At 55.2% G+C, this 17,567-nt stretch carries 17 protein-coding genes; 12 read left to right on the forward strand and 5 right to left on the reverse strand.

The features are described from left to right. The first annotated feature begins 113 nt into the window (after positions 1-113). Together ACVWZ1_RS11005 and ACVWZ1_RS11010 are read left to right on the forward strand one after the other, a co-directional pair. Positions 114-890 (forward strand): SAM-dependent methyltransferase, encoded by a 777-nt coding sequence (locus ACVWZ1_RS11005; protein ID WP_414358094.1) that lies wholly within the window; start codon positions 114-116, stop codon positions 888-890. Beyond that, the gene (locus ACVWZ1_RS11010) at positions 890-1,222 is read left to right on the forward strand and encodes a cupin domain-containing protein (protein WP_011433845.1); all 333 of its coding nucleotides are present in this window, start codon (positions 890-892) and stop codon (positions 1,220-1,222) included. The genes ACVWZ1_RS11005 and ACVWZ1_RS11010 overlap by 1 nt, the downstream gene beginning before the upstream one ends. On the opposite strand, the gene ACVWZ1_RS11015 is transcribed toward ACVWZ1_RS11010, so the two are convergent. Continuing rightward, complete coding sequence (locus tag ACVWZ1_RS11015; protein WP_457466359.1) at positions 1,219-2,106, reverse strand: TVP38/TMEM64 family protein; 888 nt, start codon at positions 2,104-2,106, stop codon at positions 1,219-1,221. The two genes, ACVWZ1_RS11010 and ACVWZ1_RS11015, sit on opposite strands and share 4 nt — an antisense overlap. A gap of 133 nt (positions 2,107-2,239) precedes the next feature. Here ACVWZ1_RS11015 and ACVWZ1_RS11020 point away from each other — a divergent pair, with 133 nt between their 5' ends. Beyond that, positions 2,240-2,914, forward strand: coding sequence for a Fe2+-dependent dioxygenase (locus tag ACVWZ1_RS11020; RefSeq protein ID WP_011431398.1), 675 nt, complete (start codon positions 2,240-2,242; stop codon positions 2,912-2,914). On the opposite strand, the gene ACVWZ1_RS11025 is transcribed toward ACVWZ1_RS11020, so the two are convergent. Both ACVWZ1_RS11025 and ACVWZ1_RS11030 read right to left on the reverse strand, forming a co-directional pair. Continuing rightward, positions 2,911-4,284 (reverse strand): di-heme oxidoreductase family protein, encoded by a 1,374-nt coding sequence (locus ACVWZ1_RS11025; protein WP_011433844.1) that lies wholly within the window; start codon positions 4,282-4,284, stop codon positions 2,911-2,913. The two genes, ACVWZ1_RS11020 and ACVWZ1_RS11025, sit on opposite strands and share 4 nt — an antisense overlap. Before the next feature lie 45 nt (positions 4,285-4,329). Beyond that, the gene (locus tag ACVWZ1_RS11030; RefSeq protein ID WP_457503373.1) at positions 4,330-5,436 is read right to left on the reverse strand and encodes an imelysin family protein; all 1,107 of its coding nucleotides are present in this window, start codon (positions 5,434-5,436) and stop codon (positions 4,330-4,332) included. Positions 5,437-5,940: 504 nt separating this feature from the next. Between ACVWZ1_RS11030 and ACVWZ1_RS11035 the strand changes: the two genes are divergently transcribed. From ACVWZ1_RS11035 to pxcA, 9 genes are all read left to right on the forward strand, one after another. Beyond that, a complete protein-coding gene (locus tag ACVWZ1_RS11035; RefSeq protein WP_414381561.1) occupies positions 5,941-6,975 on the forward strand; it encodes a chlorophyll a/b binding light-harvesting protein in 1,035 nt (344 codons plus the stop codon). Positions 6,976-7,048: 73 nt separating this feature from the next. Further along, the gene (gene fldA / locus ACVWZ1_RS11040; protein WP_414358087.1) at positions 7,049-7,558 is read left to right on the forward strand and encodes a flavodoxin FldA; all 510 of its coding nucleotides are present in this window, start codon (positions 7,049-7,051) and stop codon (positions 7,556-7,558) included. Positions 7,559-7,606: 48 nt separating this feature from the next. Continuing rightward, positions 7,607-9,187, forward strand: coding sequence for a chlorophyll a/b binding light-harvesting protein (locus tag ACVWZ1_RS11045; protein ID WP_414428229.1), 1,581 nt, complete (start codon positions 7,607-7,609; stop codon positions 9,185-9,187). Positions 9,188-9,424: 237 nt separating this feature from the next. Then, positions 9,425-10,168 (forward strand): alpha/beta fold hydrolase, encoded by a 744-nt coding sequence (locus tag ACVWZ1_RS11050; protein ID WP_414357692.1) that lies wholly within the window; start codon positions 9,425-9,427, stop codon positions 10,166-10,168. A gap of 215 nt (positions 10,169-10,383) precedes the next feature. Beyond that, a complete protein-coding gene (locus ACVWZ1_RS11055) occupies positions 10,384-10,788 on the forward strand; it encodes a universal stress protein (RefSeq protein WP_011433838.1) in 405 nt (134 codons plus the stop codon). A gap of 283 nt (positions 10,789-11,071) precedes the next feature. After that, positions 11,072-11,428, forward strand: coding sequence for a ferredoxin-thioredoxin reductase catalytic domain-containing protein (locus ACVWZ1_RS11060; RefSeq protein WP_414374512.1), 357 nt, complete (start codon positions 11,072-11,074; stop codon positions 11,426-11,428). 112 nt (positions 11,429-11,540) lie between these two features. Beyond that, positions 11,541-11,657, forward strand: a complete 117-nt coding sequence (locus ACVWZ1_RS11065) for a photosystem II reaction center X protein (protein ID WP_414374513.1) — start codon at positions 11,541-11,543, stop codon at positions 11,655-11,657. A 218-nt stretch (positions 11,658-11,875) separates the two neighbouring features. Continuing rightward, positions 11,876-13,288, forward strand: a complete 1,413-nt coding sequence (locus ACVWZ1_RS11070) for a glycosyltransferase (RefSeq protein WP_041436280.1) — start codon at positions 11,876-11,878, stop codon at positions 13,286-13,288. A gap of 180 nt (positions 13,289-13,468) precedes the next feature. Then, positions 13,469-14,851 (forward strand): proton extrusion protein PcxA, encoded by a 1,383-nt coding sequence (pxcA, locus tag ACVWZ1_RS11075; protein ID WP_457466362.1) that lies wholly within the window; start codon positions 13,469-13,471, stop codon positions 14,849-14,851. A gap of 163 nt (positions 14,852-15,014) precedes the next feature. Here pxcA and ACVWZ1_RS11080 read toward each other — a convergent pair whose 3' ends face one another. Together ACVWZ1_RS11080 and ACVWZ1_RS11085 are read right to left on the reverse strand one after the other, a co-directional pair. Further along, complete coding sequence (locus ACVWZ1_RS11080) at positions 15,015-15,605, reverse strand: DUF721 domain-containing protein (RefSeq protein WP_414374516.1); 591 nt, start codon at positions 15,603-15,605, stop codon at positions 15,015-15,017. A gap of 33 nt (positions 15,606-15,638) precedes the next feature. Then, positions 15,639-17,474 (reverse strand): mechanosensitive ion channel family protein, encoded by a 1,836-nt coding sequence (locus tag ACVWZ1_RS11085; RefSeq protein WP_457503375.1) that lies wholly within the window; start codon positions 17,472-17,474, stop codon positions 15,639-15,641. Between the last annotated feature and the right edge of the window lie 93 nt (positions 17,475-17,567).

The following is a 17,567-nucleotide window of genomic DNA, read 5'->3' on the forward strand; positions in this document are numbered from 1 at the left end:
TACAACTCTTTGCCGCAAATCCAAAGAATGAGTCGGCATTCCTTTCTCTCCTTCCTCTTGAATACCTGTACCCTATTTTAAATTAAAAGGCTGTATCTTTTTTGGAGTTACCTATGTCTAAGCTGGACTCAAAAAATGCACCTGGACACCAGGTACTGGCTGCGGCAGGTAAAAAGGCACTTCGACCGGGGGGCTTTGGCGCTACCGAACGGCTCTTCAAGTTTGCCGAGTTCCGTCGAGGAGAAACTGTGCTGGAACTTGCCTCAGGCCTTGGCTACACGGCTATTCGATTGGCAAAGCGCTATGGCATACATGTTACCGGCATTGAGAAAAATCCAGATAACATTGCTCGCACTCGCGCTAATGTTTCTGCAGCAGGGCTAGCCGGCCAAGTTGAGATCCTCGAGGGCGATATCTTTCACCTAGATCAAATCGATCAGAAATTTGACTATGTCTTGGCGGAAGCTATTTTAACAATGCAGTCCGATGCAGGAAAATCTAAGATTTTGTCAGGGATTTACAATTGCCTCAAGCCAGGGGGTAAGTTCCTCAGCCATGAGCTGCGAGTTGAGGGATCCAACAGCGACGCTATCCGCAAGGAGTTATCCTCCGTAATCCATGTCAATGCCAATCCTTTATCTACTGACAGCTGGCTTGCAACTGTTCAGCAAGCAAATCTTACGGTTGTCCAGTATGCCACCGGCCCCTTAACTTTGCTCAATCCCGTTGCTATTGCTACAGAGGAAGGATTGCCGACGCTCTTAACTATGGTGTGGAATGTGCTTACACGTCCTGTAATCCGGCAGCGGATCTTATCTATGAAGCAAATCTTTAGCCGATATCGAAATAACCTAGGCTACATCATACTGATTGCCAAGAAGGAGGCTTAATGATGTCTCTTGTCTCCCCTGAGTCACCTTTTTTGCAGCTCAAAGATCACATTGCTTATTCTGTGGAAGGAGTTCTCAGCAAGATCATTTGGAAAAGTGAAGTCTGCCAACATACTCTTTTCTGTATGGCGGGAGGCACAAGTATTTCCGAGCATACCTCCACAAGGGACGCTACTCTCCACGTCATTGAAGGAACTGGAGTCTTAACCCTTGCAGGTGAGAAGATCTCTCTATCTCCGGGCATATTTGTCTTAATTTCGGCAAATGTTCCCCATGAGTTAGAAGCCACTGCTGACCTTGCTTTTGTTCTGACTTTATCAAAGGCAAGTTAAGAACGCCGCCTTTTACTCAGCCAGCCGCTTAACATCGCCAAAGCAAACATTCCCAGCAAAGCAAAGCCCAGCAGCCACCTTTCCTGCTCTAGGATCCCTGCCCCCAGAGCCACTACTGGGGGTGTAGAGACGGCAATGCCCAAAGCTAGGGCGAGAAGAAAGTTCTGCCATTTTATTTGGGTTAGGCCGGCGGCGTAGGCGACAAAGTCGAATAGGCCCGTCATTAAAAAACCAGCTGTAAGAAAAATATTGTTTTCCAGATAGTTAGCTGAAAGGGCATCGACTTTGTACATCCATTGTCGCCCAACTACTCGCTGTACTAGGTCTCTACCAAACTTTCTGGCTAGGTAGAAGTTAAATGTACAAGAGATAAAATCAGCAATTGCAATGTAAAGGATTCCCGATCCAAATCCAAAGAGGGCTCCTGCCAAGATGGAGTAAAGGGTGCTGGGTATGGCAGGAATAATAATACTCAGGGAGCGTAATCCAATCAGGGCAAGGGGTGCCCAGGGGCCTAGTTTTGCTATAAATTCTCGAGTTGCCTCTGGATCTAAGCGACGGGCCAGCAAGATGGCAGCTAACAGGACAACAAGCAACAACAGCAGTGAGAGGATGTCTTTCCTTTTTCTGGAATTGATTTTGCTGCTAGAGGACAAATCCTCTGAGGGGGTAGGGGACGATCCTACTGACTCGCCATCTGCTGACTTGTCAAAGGTAGTGCCGGGCGGATAATAGAGTTCATCCTTCAGGATCCAACCTGTTTTCTGTTGCAGATAGGCATGTGTGCTCAAGCCCAGACGCTTTGCCTCGGTGGCAACAGCCTTGTAGTCTAAGCCCAATAGCTCGCAGAGCTCTTTTTGTCGAATACCAGAAGGTGGCTGCATAGGGCAAAAGATCTCTACTTTCTCTGCTAGATGCTTAAGGTTTCCGAGGGATGCTCGAAGTAGGCATGATTTTCATAAGGCTTGTTTTGCTAGTGTAGAAGGTGTCATGTATTTTGCTTTTTAGAGGTTGATAATGATCTTGTGTATTGGCGATGTTCTTAGTTTAGCAGAATTGCAACAGATTCTGTCCCTCATAGCCGATGCTGAATTTGTGGATGGTGCTCTGACGGCAGGCTGGAATGCCAGGCTTGTCAAAAACAATAGGCAAATGCCAAAGGGATCCCTTCAGCAACGGAAGATAGAGGAGATTATCTTGGCAGCTCTAGAGCGTAATTTGTTGTTCCAGATGGCTGCCCGGCCCAAGCTCATTCATTCCATTTTAATTAGCTGCTACGAAGCGGGAATGTCCTATGGCACTCATACCGACGATGCGCTGATGCTCGATCGGCATCAGCTGATGCGCACGGATATTTCCTTTACGCTATTTCTAAGTGCCCCTGAAGACTATGATGGCGGTGAGCTGAAGATCGAGAGTAGCGAGGGGGAGCAAGCCTACAAGCTGCCGGCGGGTGCTTTGATCCTCTATCCTGCTTCCACCTTGCACCGAGTTGAGCCTGTAACCCGTGGGATCCGCTATGCTGCCGTCAGTTGGGTTCAAAGCCTAATTAGGGATCCGCAAGAACGCGAGATCCTCTTTGATTTACAGACTGTGCGGCAGCAGATGTTTCAGGAATCGGGCAAGACACGCCACTTTGATTTGATCTCCAAAGTTTACGCGAACCTGCTGCGGAAATGGGCAGAGCTCTAGAGGGATCGAAGAAAATAGAGCAGGGCTTCTCTGTCTTCAGCAGCCATATTTTTAAAGATCTCGCGGGAGCGTTCAGCTTCTCCCCCATGCCAGAGAATGGCCTCCTCGAGGCTGCGGGCGCGGCCATCGTGCAAATAGCCGGAGGAGGGCAGAACTGTCTGCGACAAGCCGATGCCCCACAAAGGGGGGGTGCGCCATTCTCGGCCCGTGGCCTCGAAGTCAGCGCGGCCATCTGCTAGTCCTTCGCCCATGTCATGCAACAGCAAATCGGTGTAGGGGTGGATGACTTGGTTGGCCAGGGCAGGGATCTCATGAATGCCGGTTTGTAGCTCTGGTCGGTGACACTTGGCGCATTGGGCTTGGACGAAGAGCTTTTCCCCTCGCTGAACTTGGGGATCCTGCCAAAGGGCGCGGCCAGGCACGGCCAGGGTTTGCACGTAAACGGTTGTCGCTTGGAGAGTGGCCTCGTCGATATCTTGGCTGCCATCCGCGGCCGGAAAAAGAGGATTCGTGACACCCATGTCGTTGGCGTAGGCGGCCGCAGTTTGTTGCCTGAGGTTGGGGGTATTGGCTTTCCAACCAAACCGTCCCAGCACCAGACGCTGCTGCTCTTGATCCCAAACCAAGTTGGGGCGGCCAGAGATGCCATCCCCATCGGCGTCGTCAGGATCGGCTGCTGCCAGGATCCTAGAAGCGGGAACGGCCTCCAGTAGGCCCGCTCCAAACACCGGCTGGGGGATCCGCAGGGAGATGAGGACAGGATCGATGGGCGATCCCTCCAGAGTTAACAGCTTTACAACAGGAGAACGCAGCCTGTAGGGAGTTCCGTCGGCGTACTCTCTGGTCTGCTCTACCCAGTGCAACTCCACCTTGGCCTCTGGCCGATAGCCCCGAACGGCCTTTTCTTGAACCTGCGTGCCGATGCCGGCCACAGGGGGAGTGTTGCTATGAGGAGCAATGGCCTCCCATCCAAAAGGCTGGGGATCCCCGCTTCTATCCAGGGATCCAACCTGGCTGACTCTGACGACCCGCTGCCCCTTGTCAGGAAAACCTCGGCCGTTTTTAACATGACAACCGGCGCAGGAGTTGTTGTTGAACAGAGGCCCAAGGCCGGGGTTAACAGGCGCCGGAGCGGTGACGAAGCGAGCCTCAAAGGCGATGTCCCCCAGGGCATGCAACCTGGCCCAGCGGGGATCCAAGTTGGGAGCCGGCTGCTCGTAGGCTGTTGAGGTGCGGTTCCAAAGGGTTGTTTCGCCACCCGCTCGAGGGGGCAATGGCTGGGATCCCTCTGGGGCAGCGGGGAAAGCCAGAAAGCTCGCCGCCCAAAGAGAGGCCAATCCCAGCATGAAAATCTGGAGAAGACGACGCATCGGCTATCAAAATATCGGCAACTCAGCTCTTTTGGGACTTTCTTACTACTGCAGGAGCGGCACAACTTCCTGAGCAAAGCTGTCGAAAGCGTCTTCAATTTTTTCCATAGCGGCAGTAATAGATCCACGGGCATTGGCATCGCAAAGGCTTTTTTCGATAGGGGCAGGGATCCCCTGGAGAGCCGCCGCCGCTGCTTGTAACTCCGACTGAATTTGACTATCCAAATTGGGATTGATGTCCCGGACAAATTGGCTCAGGCCACGACCTTTTCTATCTCTAAATCCGCCCAAGTAAGCATACTGAACGCTGCGCACATTGGCCTGGAACTCCGGCAGCGAATGGTGGGCAAAGCGACTTTCCAGCAGAAAAGGATTTTGCTGGGCGAAGGCTTCGCCAATTTTGACCTTGCCCAGCTCGTCCAACATGCCGAGAATACCTTGGGCTATTTCTTCAGCAGCAGCTTGCAGCGTGAGATAACTCTTGCTGCCCTCGCCGGCTTTTACCCATTCTTCGCGAAAAGCAGGCAGCCCTTGCACTCCCTCTGTCCAGCTTTTGAGCAGCTTTGCCGCCGTATCCGCCAAAACTGGGCCAAGGGCAGCCAAGTACTCCCGATCCCGCTCGGTAAAGTCTTGCAAAGACTTGTTGTTATCCACGCCAAAGAGCAAGAAGGCCACGGCATGAAATCCCTTTTGCCCGCTTTCCAACTCGGCCACGGTCTCTGGAGTGAGGGGATCGCCGCTGTTGAGAACTTCCAGCACCTCCACCTCGTTCAGGGGCCATTCGTCCAAATCCGCATCCAGCCCCAAATAAGCCGCCGGCCCAAAGGCAAAAGCCTCGCTCTCCTCCCAAGTGATGCGGGCAACAGACCAAGCCTGGCGAGCCGCCTCTAAAGTCCGCGGATTAGGATCTTTGACAAAGGCCTGGATGGCTTGCGACAGCGCTTGGGTATCGGCTGCCAACTGCTCGTAGGCAGGGATCACCACCTGATCCGCAAAGTCAACGAGGATTTGGCGATCTTGAAACTGCTGTTCGGGAGCGAGCACTACCGCTGGCCGGGTGGAGCCTAAGCCCAGAGAACCTCCCCCTTCCTCTCCTCCCTCCCCACCCCCTTCCACAGGGATGGGCCGGCACTCCGGATTCGTCGAAGCCACGCTCAGAACTGGCGGATCGCCTCCAGTGCTCCCAGTAGAAGGCTCCCTTCGAGTTTCCCCACACGCAGCCCCGCTCACCAAAATGTAAAGTCCTATACCTGTCCAAAGCTTGAGATGCCCCGACATATGCACTGACTCCTTTCCTCCCAGCCCTGTCTGGCTTGGCTGAATGATGCCCCATTGTAATCCAGTTGTTGAGACTTGGTCTTAAGAAAATCAAGATTTTTTGTAATTGCTTACAATTTGCTCTTTCCCCCAACTGGTTCCCTAGAGGGGAGCCCTTGGGACTTTTTGCCATCGTTTCTGGTTGTTAATAAAAATTAACTTCTTGAACTTGATAGTTTTTCTCAATAAGTTTAGAGTATATCAGGGATCGCTATTGAGATTTAATATCAATAGTGGTCGCGTGTCTCGAAAGGATGTGTCCAGGAGGCCAGGGCCGGGCTTGAGGCGAGGTCTCTGGCCTTTTTCTGGAAGGAACTCGGGAAGTCAGGAGAGACGGATATGACAGCGACGACATCAGCGCAAGAAGGCCAATCTAACTTGCAAAAGCAGATCCCCTGGTGGGCGGGCAACGCCCGTTTGACCGATCTTTCTGGCCGACTGTTGGGGGCCCACGTGGCCCATGCCGGGCTCATCGTTCTCTGGGCCGGTATCATGACCCTATTCGAGTTGGCCAATTTTGACCCGACCCAGCCGATGTACGAGCAGGGGCTAATCCTGTTGCCCCACTTGGCCAGCTTGGGGCTGGGAGTGGGATCCGGCGGGGAAATTCTGGATACCGGTATCTACTTTGCAGTGGGGGCCGTACATCTGATTAGCTCTGCTTTTTTGGGGTTTGGCGGTATTTTTCATGCCCTGCGGGGGCCGGCGGTGCTGGAGGCCAAAGCCTTCCCCCTGTTTAGCTATGACTGGCAGGACAAAAACAAGATGACCACCATCCTAGGGATCCACCTGGTGCTGCTGGGACTGGGGGCATGGCTGCTGGTGCTTAAGGCAACAGTGTTTGGCGGATTGTTTGACCCTGGGGTGGGAGAGGTGCGCACCATCCTTCCCAATTGGAATCCGTTTGGGCACCTGTTGGGCGCGGAAGGACGCCATTGGATAGCAGGGGTGGACACTTTGGAAGACGTGGTGGGCGGCCACCTCTGGCTGGGCTTGCTCTTGGTGGCGGGGGGCATTTGGCATATCGTGACCAAGCCTTTTGGCTGGGCAGAGCGAATTTTTGTCTGGTCGGGAGAGGCTTATCTTTCCTACAGCCTGGGAGCTTTGGCCTTGATGGGGTTTATTGCTGCCTATTTTGTTGCGGTTAACCCAGTGGTTTATCCCGAAGTTTTCTATGGGCCGCTGCTTCAGGTGGGCTTGGATCGCTATCCCTTTTTTGAGCAAGGAGAGGCTCTCACGTCTAGGGTTTGGCTGGCCAATGCCCACTTTTGGCTGGCCTTTTTCTTCCTTCAGGGCCACCTTTTCCATGCCCTGAAAGCCCGAGGATTCAATTTCCGTACCGGCAGAGTAGAGCTCGCTGCACAGCAGGCCTAACGGCACGCTGAAGGCATTGACTATCTAGCCATCTGATTTTGAGCTTCGCACTTGCAGTTTCGAGGTAGGAGCAATGGCAAAAGTAGGTCTATTTTTCGGCACTCAAACCGGAAATACCGAGAGAGCCGCTGAGATGATCCAAAAAGAGCTGGGCGAAGACAATGTAGATTTGATCAACATTGCCGAGGCCACGGTTGAGGACTTTGATAGGTACGACTACTTAATCATCGGCTGTCCAACTTGGAATATCGGGGAGCTGCAGGCCGATTGGAATGGGTTTTTCCCCTATTTGGATGAAATCGATTTTTCCGGTAAGACGGTAGCCTATTTTGGAGTTGGGGATCAGTTGGGCTATCCCGACAACTTTCAAGATGCCATGGGGATCCTGGCCCAAAAAATTGCCGAGCGCGGCGGAAAAAACGTCGGCTCCTGGCCTACAGAAGGCTACGAGTTCAATGAGTCCAAGGGAGTGGTTAACGGCGAGTTTGTCGGCCTTGCTCTGGATGAAGACAATCAGCCGGAGCTGACGGAAAAACGAATTAAAGAGTGGACGGCCAAACTCAAAACACTCTTCAATCTGTAATCTCAAACTCGGCTTCTTAGCTTGTTGTGGATACTGTGGGAGTTTGTCATGACTGGCGCAGTTCTATCTTCATCGCCTACCTCTGCTGAGGGATCCCCTCAGGTGAGCTGGCTGGCGGGCAATGCTCGCTTGGTGAATCTGTCCGGAAAGCTGCTGGGGGCCCACGTGGCCCATGCGGGGTTGATCATGCTGTGGGCCGGCGGCATGACTTTGTTTGAGGTGGCCCACTGGGATCCGGCTCAGCCCATGGGCAGCCAGGGGCTGATCTTGCTGCCCCATTTGGCCACGTTGGGCATCGGCGTGAATGCAGAGGGGGTGGCCACGGATCCCTATCCCTTTTTTGTGGTGGGCGTTCTGCACCTGATTGCCTCGGCGGTGCTGGGGGCAGGAGGGATCTTCCACGCCCTTTTGGGACCAGAGGTGCTGAGCAAGGGGAAAACCTTTGCCGAGTTTTTCGGCTACGACTGGGAAGATGACGACAAGATGACCACCATCCTCGGCATCCACCTGCTGCTGCTGGGGCTGGGTGCATGGCTGCTGGTGGCCAAGGCTCTCTTTTGGGGAGGGCTGTACGATGCCAACCTGGGCCGCGTGCGGATCGTTGCGGATCCCACCCTCAATCCGCTGCGGATCTTCGCCTACTTGACGCCGCTGATGGGTCAGCAGGGCATGGCCGCCGTGGACAACCTGGAAGACCTGGTGGGGGGACACATCTACGTGGGCCTGCTCTGCGTGCTGGGGGGATGGTGGCACATAGCCACGCGCCCCTTTGCCTGGGCCAAGCAAGTCTTGATCTACTCGGGCGAAGCCTACCTCTCCTACAGCCTGGGGGCCCTGGCTTACATGGGCATCTTGGCGGCCTATTTTGTCAGCGTCAATGAGATCGCCTACCCTGCGGCTTTTTACGGGCCGCTGGGGCTGGCCGCTGACGAAAGGGGAATTGTAAGCAGCCGTACCTGGTTGGCTACAGCCCACTTTGTCTTGGGGATCCTGTTTTTGGCGGGGCACATCTGGCATGCCATCCGGGCGCGGGCGGCGGCCAGCGGCTTTGACTTCCAGCGCGGGGGCTGGGTGCGAGCCACAGATCCCCAGGTGGGCAACTTGGACACGCCGGTAAACCAGGGCGATCTCACCCTGCTGCTGCTGCAAAACCTGCCCATCTACCGGGAGGGCTTGTCGCCTTTCCTGCGCGGTTTGGAGATCGGCATGGCCCATGGGTACTTCCTGGTGGGGCCGTTTTACAAGTTGAGTCCGCTGCGGAATTCGGAGCAAGCCCTGACGGCAGGTACGCTGGCGGCCATTGGTCTGGTGCTGATCCTAACGGTTTGTCTTTCGATCTATGGACGAGTCTCTTTTCCGCGCTCGCGGCTGGTGGCGGTGGTGAACACCCCCTATGGAGAGGTGGCCTATCCGACGCCGGGAGTGCAACTGATGGCCGAATCGCAGGGATCCCCTCAGCCGGTGCGCGTGCCGGCAGGCTCTGAGGATTTGCCGGAAAACTTGCGCACCCGCGCCGGTTGGAGCCAGTTGGCGGGAGGGTTTCTGGTGGGCGGCGTTGGCGGTGCCCTGTTTGCCTACATGCTCCTGAACAGTGCGGACGTGTTGGCCCAGATTTTGCCTGGGCTGTGAATGAGGTTTGAGGCTCCCTGGTTCGGGGATCTGCAGAAAGGAGAGGGGTATTGTCCCCTCTCCTCTATCCAGATCGGCTCGGATCCTTTGGGCCGCATTTTCCAATGGCAATTGCACTGTTCACAATTGCATGGTTCAACCGCACTTTGCCGGTTGGTTTCTGGCTACTGGACTTTGTAGATCTTTTGTTTGGCTAGCAGCCTTGATGGTTTTAACAGTCGAGATGGAATAGCGAATATGAGTTTAAGCTCCGCTTCTGCGCTCGCTTTTGAGGCCCTGTATCTGGGCATTTCTCCCAGTCTCAAGCTCTTTGATCAGCCTTTATTAGGATCCCTGGGGAAATGCTTTCGGATAGCCTACTGGGAGTACCACCAAACCCAGGATGAGCCTTGTAGCCTGGAGACTGTAATCACGCTGCTATACGAATATCTCAAAGCTTGGGATCGACCCGTTCATCTTATCGGCCACGGCTTGAGCGGGGTGGCCGCTTATCTTTTTGCCTGCCGTTACCCACAGCGGGTACAGTCTCTGACCTTGCTGGCCGTGGGAGGTTGGCCTGCTACCACTTGGCATGCCCATTTCTATGTGCAGCGAAAAATCTTTTGCTGGAGTCGGGAACAACTCTTGGTGCGTATAGCCCAGAGCCTTCTACCTACTTCAGAACAGTGGCGAGCACGCTCACTCTCCTATGCTCTGGCTAAAGATTTGGATACTTCTCCCATACCTCACTCCCTATTTCAGGTGATAGCGATTCCAGCCCAGAAAGTGTCGGTGCCGATGTTGGTTTGCGCCAGCAAGGATGACCCCATTGTGGATCCTGCTTCGCTCGAGAAGTGGAGAAACCACCTAAAGCCAGGGGATCAAATGTGGTTTTGCCCTGGGGGGCGACACTTTTTTCATTATTCTTTTCCAAGTTTGGTCAATCTGAAAATAATGGATTTTTGGCAGGAATTGCGTAAACTTCAGCCCAGCATGGCTTAGGGCGGCTGGACTTTCGCGGGATGATAGAATGGCTACTCATCCAAACAGCAGAGGAGCTCCGTTTGCAGCTAGGGCGAAGCAGCCCAGGTGGAGCCCCTGACAACAGGAAAACGGGCAGGGGTGGAATGAGGCCATTGAGCTCCCGGTAAAATTGATAGAATAGGGCAAGCCCCCAACTTGGATAGGGAATGGGCTTGACCGCGGAATCCTCGGCTATGTTCGACAAACTGCTCTTTCCCATCGATAACTCGCGTGAGACCAGCCACGCCTTGCCCTTGGTGGCGGACATAGCACAGCGCTACAAGAGCCAAGTGTATTTGCTTTCTGTGCTGGATGATACGGAGCTTGACCCGGAGCGAGCCGAGCAAGCCCGGCAAAACATCCACAACCTGCTTAAGCAAACGGAGTCTGGCCTGCATCAAATCGGCCTTAGCAACGTCAAGAGTGAGTATCGAGAGGGGAAGGTACCTTTTGTCATCTGTGATGTGGCAGACGAGCTGGAGATCAGCCTGATTGTGATGGGCTGCCGTGGCCTCACCCTGTCTGGAGAGGGGCAGAACAACTCTGTAAGCCACCGCGTGATCGATCTCTCCCCCTGCCCAGTGTTGGTCGTGCCCTGAGGAGAGGGATCCCATTAACGGTATTCTCTGGAGTACGCCAAGGCCAGCTCTTGTTAAGGCGCTTGGGTGTTGCCTTGTGTAACAGCAAGGGCGTAATCTTTTGTCTTGCCCGGAGGTCTGCAGTACAACGAAGAGCGAGATACAGCTTTTCCCGACGTTGTGGGGGGTCTCAGTAGGATCCCGGCCCCGCATACGTTTGTACCGACTTCAGGAAGTGTCCCTGGAAAAAGCTGTGGGCCCCATTGCTAGCAACAGCCGGTTAGTTCCACTTTTGGGAATCGTCATGGAAAGTCGTGGTTACAACAAGTCTTCACAGAAGAGCTTTGAGTTGATGCGGCATTTCGCAGAAACCTACGCCAAACGCTCCGAGACCTTTTTCTGCTCGGATCCGTCAATTACAACGGCGGTGATCGAGGGCTTGGCTCTGCACAAAGAGCAGTTGGGCGCCCCGCTGTGTCCCTGTCGTTTTTACGAAGACAAAGAGGCGGAAGCAAAAGCAGGCTATTGGAATTGCCCCTGTGTACCCATGCGGGAGCGAAAAGAATGTCACTGTATGCTGTTTTTGACGCCGGATAACCCCTTTGCCGGCACCAGCCAGACCTTACAAGAGGTGCCTCTGGAATACCAAACCACCAAATGACAGCGCCTGGCAGAGGTCGGGAAACAGAGGCAGGCTTTGGAAAGGTGACAGGGCTCGGTATAATCGGAAAGCTGTTGGGCAACGGTTATTTGCACGAGGAGGAAACGCTCTTATGACTCCCTCACTTGCTAACTTCCTCTGGAGCTTGGTGGCCGGTGCAGTTGTGCTGGGGACTCTCTTTGGTGCCATCATCTTGGTCAGCCAAAGGGATAAAGTGCGTCGTCGCTGAGATCCCTGCTCGTCGGCACCTGCCCGCCGATGCTTCGCTTTTCCCTGTACCGCGGTCGCCGGGTGGGGGGAGACTCGGGTGCTGAGATGTGGCTGCGGTACACAATTGCCGGAGTGCTTCACCCCTGTTGTCAAGAACCCAGCCGGGTTGGGTGACCAGCAGAGCATCCATAGCACCTTATGATCAAAAGCTGAATCTAGCGACACCCTGGGGCTCCCTTGCCGGCATTGACCCACCCCTTGTATTACTGGCGGCAAAAAAACCGCTACTACCACGAGGATCTAGAGCGGCTGCATCGCTTTTTTGTCCCTGCCGGTTTGCGCATCTTGGAGATTGGTTCCGGCACGGGATCCCTGCTCAATGCCTTGCAGCCCAGCTTCGGGGTGGGGATCGACCGGGATGCGGACATTGTTGCCCAAGCTCAGGCAGAGTTTCCCCATCTCCATTTCCGGGTGCAAGATGCCCACACGCTGGACAAAGGGGATCCCGTCTTGGCGGAGCCTTTTGATGTGATCTTGCTCGTCAATACCCTGGGCTACCTGGCCGACATCCAGCAGGTTCTCCAGCAGTTGCGCCGCTTCTGTACCCCACGCACCCGCCTGATCCTCTCCCACCACAACCCGCTCTGGGAGCCGATTCTGGGCTTGGCAACCGCTCTCAAGCAACGGATGCCTCTGCCGGCAGCCAACTGGTTATCGGCAGCCGATGTGGCCAACCTGCTGCACTTGGCAGGATACGAGGTCATTCAGCAGGGCAAGCGGCTGTTGTTGCCGCGGCGGATCCCGTTCCTTTCGACTGTGATCAACCGGGTGATTGCCCCATTGCCCGGGATCAACGCCCTCTGCCTGACAGAGTACACGATCGCTCGCCTGCAGCCCGACCCGGCTTGGGATCCCCCCCCTGAGCAGCAGCCTTCCTGCACGGTGGTGATTCCGGCTCGGAACGAAGCGGGCAACATTCGCCGCTGTGTGGAACATTTGCCCGAGATGGGATCCCGCACCGAGATCATTTTTGTGGAGGGGCATTCCAGCGACGGGACTTGGGCCGAGATCCAGCGGGTGCAGGCGGAATACCAAGGGATCCGCAATATCCGGGCTCTGCGGCAGGAGGGCAAGGGCAAGGGGGATGCGGTGCGCAAGGGGCTGGCTGCCGCTACAGGGGATGTGTTGATCATCCTCGATGCCGATTTGACGGTACAGGCAGAGGACATGCCCAAGTTTTTCCGGGCTGTGGCTTCTGGGCGGTGCGACTTTGCCAATGGCTGTCGCCTTATCTACCCCCTGAAACCGGAGGCAATGCCTCGGCTGAACCAATGGGCCAATCGTTTTTTTGCCGCTCTCCTCTCCTATATTCTCGGCATCCGCATCAAAGATTCCCTCTGTGGCACCAAGGCCCTGTGGCGGGAGGATTACCAGCAGATTGCCAAGCTGTGCCAAGAGTGGGGGGATTTCGACCCGTTTGGAGATTTTGACCTGTTGCTGGGATCCGCCAAGCGCACCCTGAAGATCCTGGATATCCCCGTGCGCTATTTCCCCAGAACCTATGGTCGCTCCAACATTCACCATGTGCGAGAGGGGCTGCGGCTGCTGCAGATCTGTGGCTTTGCCCTCAAGCGCTTTAAGGGATACTGAAGTTTGCTCTGACCCAAAGGTGCCAGTCTGTACTTCTGTCGAGGCAGGGCCAGTCTTTGCAAGTGCTTCTCCGTATTTGGGATCCCTGCTCAGCTACCCAGAACTCGTTACAATAATTGGTCAATTGGATCACTGTAACGTGTGGATTGGCCCTGATGGGGAGTGCCACAGGAACAAGCAATGGGAGAATCCGTATTGAGCAGGCTGGGCCAATGGATCTCAAATACCCCCCTGCGCTCCCTTGACCAAGCTTATGAGGCTGCCCTGCGCATTAAAGCCATCGAGGATCAATACTTCCAGGGAGGATCCATCGGCAGCAACGGGCAACATGGCCAGAATGTCAGCCGCTACTTTCAAATTCAACTGCGCCGGCAACTGCGCCAGATCGATCTGCGTTTGGCAGAGTTCAGAGCCAGCAGCGCCTTTTCTCGCCTGCCGGATCCCGAGCAAAATGGCAGCGGCCCTACTTCTGCCCAAGATAAAGCTCAACAACTCCATGCCGCTGAGGCCAATGTTTCTGAAAGCAGCAGCGAAAACTCCGAGAATGGTTGCCAGAGACGAGATCTTTCCATTTTGGAGAAACTGCAGTTTATCGATCAGGTGACTTCTCGATACAAACGCCCGACCAGAAAATCCCAGCCCATCTCTGCTTCAATTTCCACTTCACCTGAGCCTCTCGAACCGCCAGAACAACCTACCTCAACTGAACCCAGTTCTTCTAATGTCTCTGTCAAGGCAGGCTCCGGCAATGGCGCTGCCCCGGTCGCTTCCAAAGCTGCGATTCTGCCCCGTTCTATTCTGCGCACGGCCAGCCAAATCCGCCGTGAGCTGAGTTCCCAGGCCGAGGAGGAACTGATCCAAGAGTATCGGGAGGCTCGCATTCGCACACTGGTATCGATTCGTTTTCTGTTGTTGTTGGCCGTTTTGCCTCTGCTCACCCAGATCCTCTCGAAAAACTTTCTGTTTGGGCCATTGGTGGATCACTTCCAACAACGGGAGCCTGCCATTGTGGCTCTAAGCCACGAATTCCAAGAAAAAGCCCTGTCAGAGTTCGAGTTTTTCAAGGAAAGAATAGAATTTGAGCGAGCTTTGCACCATCAACCCCCAGAGTGGGATCTGGAATCAGAAGAGCAACTGTCCATGAAGGCAGAGGAACTGCTGAAAAAATATAGCCGTAGGAACTCGGAAGGATTGAAGAATATCCTTGCTGATTTGCTTTCGCTGCTGGTGTTTGGCTGGCTTATCTTTATTGGGCGTGAGGAAATCGAAGTCCTCAAGTCTTTTTTGGATCGTCTGATCTACGGCCTCAGCGACAGTGCCAAGGCTTTCATTATCATTCTTTTTACCGATGTGTTTGTCGGTTATCACTCACCCCACGGCTGGGAGGTGCTGCTGAGTAATTTGGCTGCTCATTTGGGGGTACCGGAGAACCGCGATTTTATCTACGGCTTTATTGCTACTTTTCCGGTTTTCCTAGATACGCTTTTTAAGTATTGGATCTTTCGCTATCTAAACCGTGTATCGCCGTCTTCGGTGGCCACCTATCGGGCTATGAACGATTAAGGGTTCGCAGTTGCATTTCAAACTGGGTTGAGACGCTTCCCAAGCGCTCCTTGCCGCTGCCGTAACCATCCACAACCTCTCTCAGAGGAAGAAAGAAGTTGGGGATCGACCTGACGAATCGTTTGATTGCCATTTGAAGCAACCGTAATTCGAGTTTCCTGAGTTAGCTGGGCGGGCGTAAGGATTGTCGATGGCAGAACCCGCAGACAAACCAACGCTCCAATTCGGCGGCAGGGGTAGGACAGCGGCAGGCGGGGCAAGGGAACAGGTTTTGCTGGGTTTGTTGTTGCTTCACCACTCTGGCCCAGCGCTCGAAAGCCACTTTCGGGTCGGAGGTGGGCTGTTTTGGATTGGGGCTGCGACAGGATCCAGGGCGTTGTCCATCTTGGTCTGCTAGGCGGGGAGCGCCATAAAACTTGCTGGTCAGCTCCGCATCAGGATGGGGGGCAGCCGGGCTGGATCCCTTGTGCCAGGCACCAGAGCTGAAGCGGATATCGCTGAGGGGAGATTGTAGCCGGCTGTTGAGTTTCCTGAGAATGATCTGGCGTTGCAAGGTTAAGTTTTGTGCCCAGGCCGGGGTAGAGGTGGCCACCTGCAGCACCTGTCGGCGCAGGCTGAGAGGATAGGTTTGGGCGGCTACGGCCTCTCCGACGAGTTCGGGCCAGAGCTGCCGCAGGGTTTGCATTTGCTTCAGTTCAGCCCAACGGGGATGGCTGCCAAAGCTTCCCAGTACCTCATCTAACCGCTGCAACATGGTGTCGATAGGGTGTCAATGGCAGGCAATAGCTTAGGAAACACCATTTTGGTCTTCCGGCGATTGAGCCGCTTCTTTGAGGGCAGAGTGAATGGAGTCGGTATCGGGCAAAGAAGGGGATCCGCCATTTTGACTGAGGGGGGCAAATCCCTCTAGGCTGCGGATATGAATATCTTGTTGCGGGAAGGGGATGCGGATCCCACGTCGCCGAAACTCAGCCTCGATCAGGAAGTTTAGCTCGCTGATCAAGACAAACTGATCTTGAGGACGGTTGATCCACACCAGCAGCTCAAAGTTAAGTGCAGAAGGGCCAAAGGACTTGAGCCAGACTTGGGGGGCAGGGCTGCTCAACACCCGAGCATTTTCTCTGGCGGCGCTGAGCAGGGCTTCGGTAACCAAGGCGGTATCGGAGCCGTAGGCCACGCCCACAGGAATGTGAATGCGACAGCGGGGATCCCGGTAGCTCCAGTTCACCACCTTCGATTCGGTAAAGCGGGAGTTGGGCACAATCACAAAAATGCGATCCAGGGTGCGCAAGACGGTGGCCCGTGGGCCAATGCGCTCCACTGTGCCGAGCAGGTTGTCCACTTCCACCAGATCCCCGATTTGGATGGGGCGCTCCAGCAAAATGGCAATGTAGCTGATGTAGTTGTTGGAGAGGTTTTGCAAACCAAAGCCGATCCCCAAACCCACCGCCCCGGCAATAACCGCCAAGGAGCCCAGATTAAGGCCGCTGAAGGGCAAGACCAGAAGGATGCCGAACAGGGTCAGGATGTACTTGAAGATGGCCGCCGAAGACTCTTGGGTGCCCAGATCCAGCCCCAGGCGTGCCAAAAAGCGCTGCTTGAAGCCAACACTGACGTAGTGGGCGCCGGTGAAAACCAAGATGGAGAGGACGAGGAAGACCAGCAAGCTGGCAATCGAAACGCTGGAGTTGGGCAGAGGCTGGGTGAGAACGCCCAGAGCCGTGGCGACCACACGACCCAGGCCCAGGTAAAAGGAGCGCTGAAACGGTCGCAGGGCAGGGATGAAGCTGATGCCGCGATCCAGCGAGATGCCGGCGATGAGGATCACCCCCACGCCCCGCAGCAGCATCCCACCCACATCGATCCAGGTGCCCCAGGTCTCTCCGGCCTTAAGCTCCAACCAGCGTTGCAAGCGGGTTAGGCTGCGGTCGAACAGCCGCCAGAGAAAGAACCCCACCACCAGGGTGGCGATCCCTGCCAGGAGGGTCAGAACCAGCACGCGCGGATCCTGGGCCCGCTGCAGAGCCAGCAGATCTTCGCGGTAATCGGCAATCGCTTGCTCCAACCGCCGCGCCCAACTGTTAGCCACCAGACGCACGTCATTCAGGCTCACCTGACCCGGTGCCACCCTGCGCTCTGCGGCTGCATCGGCATAGGTGACGGTGAACAAATACCGTTGTGTGCGCTCAAAGCGGCCTCTTTCCCCCAGGCGTAAGATGTATTGCCCATTGGCATCCTGGGCCACCCGTACCTCTGGCTCCGGCAACTGGCCTTCTTCCAGAAAGCGCTCGATGATCGCCCGAACGTTGTCGGCCCGCACATCGCTGGGGTACTCTGCCGTCTGCAGGCGAAACACCGGGATGTTCCCCACCAACACCTCTGTGCCCTCTTGGCCGGTCAAAGGGATCCCGACTGGGCTGGGGGCTGGGGCAGGGGATCCCTCAGGAGTTGGCGCTTCAGCCGGTGTGGGTCGGGGATCCGTCAGGAAAAAGTTGGGATCCCGAAATTCAAGGGCTTGGGCCAATGAAGGGGCAGAGGCAACGGCAGGGGTAAGCCAGAGACCTATCCCCACCGCCAGCCCAATCAAGAGAACTGCTCGCCGAAATGGGACAGAGTCCTGCATGGCCGGTTTGATACGAACGCCCATCGATAATTGGGGATCCCTGGTGCTGCCCCGCAAGCTCATGGTGGCACAAGCCGACCTCAATTTTGGCCG

This window comes from Thermostichus sp. MS-CIW-25, from assembly GCF_054060015.1.

What these genes read in the sequence shown, in the direction of transcription:
- ACVWZ1_RS11015 (WP_457466359.1), bottom strand. Translation starts at nt 2,106, where the DNA reads ATGCAGCCACCTTCTGGTATTCGACAAAAAGAGCTCTGCGAGCTATTG.
- ACVWZ1_RS11050 (WP_414357692.1), top strand. Translation starts at nt 9,425, where the DNA reads ATGAGTTTAAGCTCCGCTTCTGCGCTCGCTTTTGAGGCCCTGTATCTG.
- ACVWZ1_RS11035 (WP_414381561.1), top strand. Translation starts at nt 5,941, where the DNA reads ATGACAGCGACGACATCAGCGCAAGAAGGCCAATCTAACTTGCAAAAG.
- ACVWZ1_RS11065 (WP_414374513.1), top strand. Translation starts at nt 11,541, where the DNA reads ATGACTCCCTCACTTGCTAACTTCCTCTGGAGCTTGGTGGCCGGTGCA.
- fldA (WP_414358087.1), top strand. Translation starts at nt 7,049, where the DNA reads ATGGCAAAAGTAGGTCTATTTTTCGGCACTCAAACCGGAAATACCGAG.
- pxcA (WP_457466362.1), top strand. Translation starts at nt 13,469, where the DNA reads ATGGGAGAATCCGTATTGAGCAGGCTGGGCCAATGGATCTCAAATACC.
- ACVWZ1_RS11045 (WP_414428229.1), top strand. Translation starts at nt 7,607, where the DNA reads ATGACTGGCGCAGTTCTATCTTCATCGCCTACCTCTGCTGAGGGATCC.
- ACVWZ1_RS11025 (WP_011433844.1), bottom strand. Translation starts at nt 4,284, where the DNA reads ATGCGTCGTCTTCTCCAGATTTTCATGCTGGGATTGGCCTCTCTTTGG.
- ACVWZ1_RS11005 (WP_414358094.1), top strand. Translation starts at nt 114, where the DNA reads ATGTCTAAGCTGGACTCAAAAAATGCACCTGGACACCAGGTACTGGCT.
- ACVWZ1_RS11080 (WP_414374516.1), bottom strand. Translation starts at nt 15,605, where the DNA reads ATGTTGCAGCGGTTAGATGAGGTACTGGGAAGCTTTGGCAGCCATCCC.
- ACVWZ1_RS11055 (WP_011433838.1), top strand. Translation starts at nt 10,384, where the DNA reads ATGTTCGACAAACTGCTCTTTCCCATCGATAACTCGCGTGAGACCAGC.
- ACVWZ1_RS11010 (WP_011433845.1), top strand. Translation starts at nt 890, where the DNA reads ATGATGTCTCTTGTCTCCCCTGAGTCACCTTTTTTGCAGCTCAAAGAT.
- ACVWZ1_RS11060 (WP_414374512.1), top strand. Translation starts at nt 11,072, where the DNA reads ATGGAAAGTCGTGGTTACAACAAGTCTTCACAGAAGAGCTTTGAGTTG.
- ACVWZ1_RS11085 (WP_457503375.1), bottom strand. Translation starts at nt 17,474, where the DNA reads ATGCAGGACTCTGTCCCATTTCGGCGAGCAGTTCTCTTGATTGGGCTG.
- ACVWZ1_RS11020 (WP_011431398.1), top strand. Translation starts at nt 2,240, where the DNA reads ATGATCTTGTGTATTGGCGATGTTCTTAGTTTAGCAGAATTGCAACAG.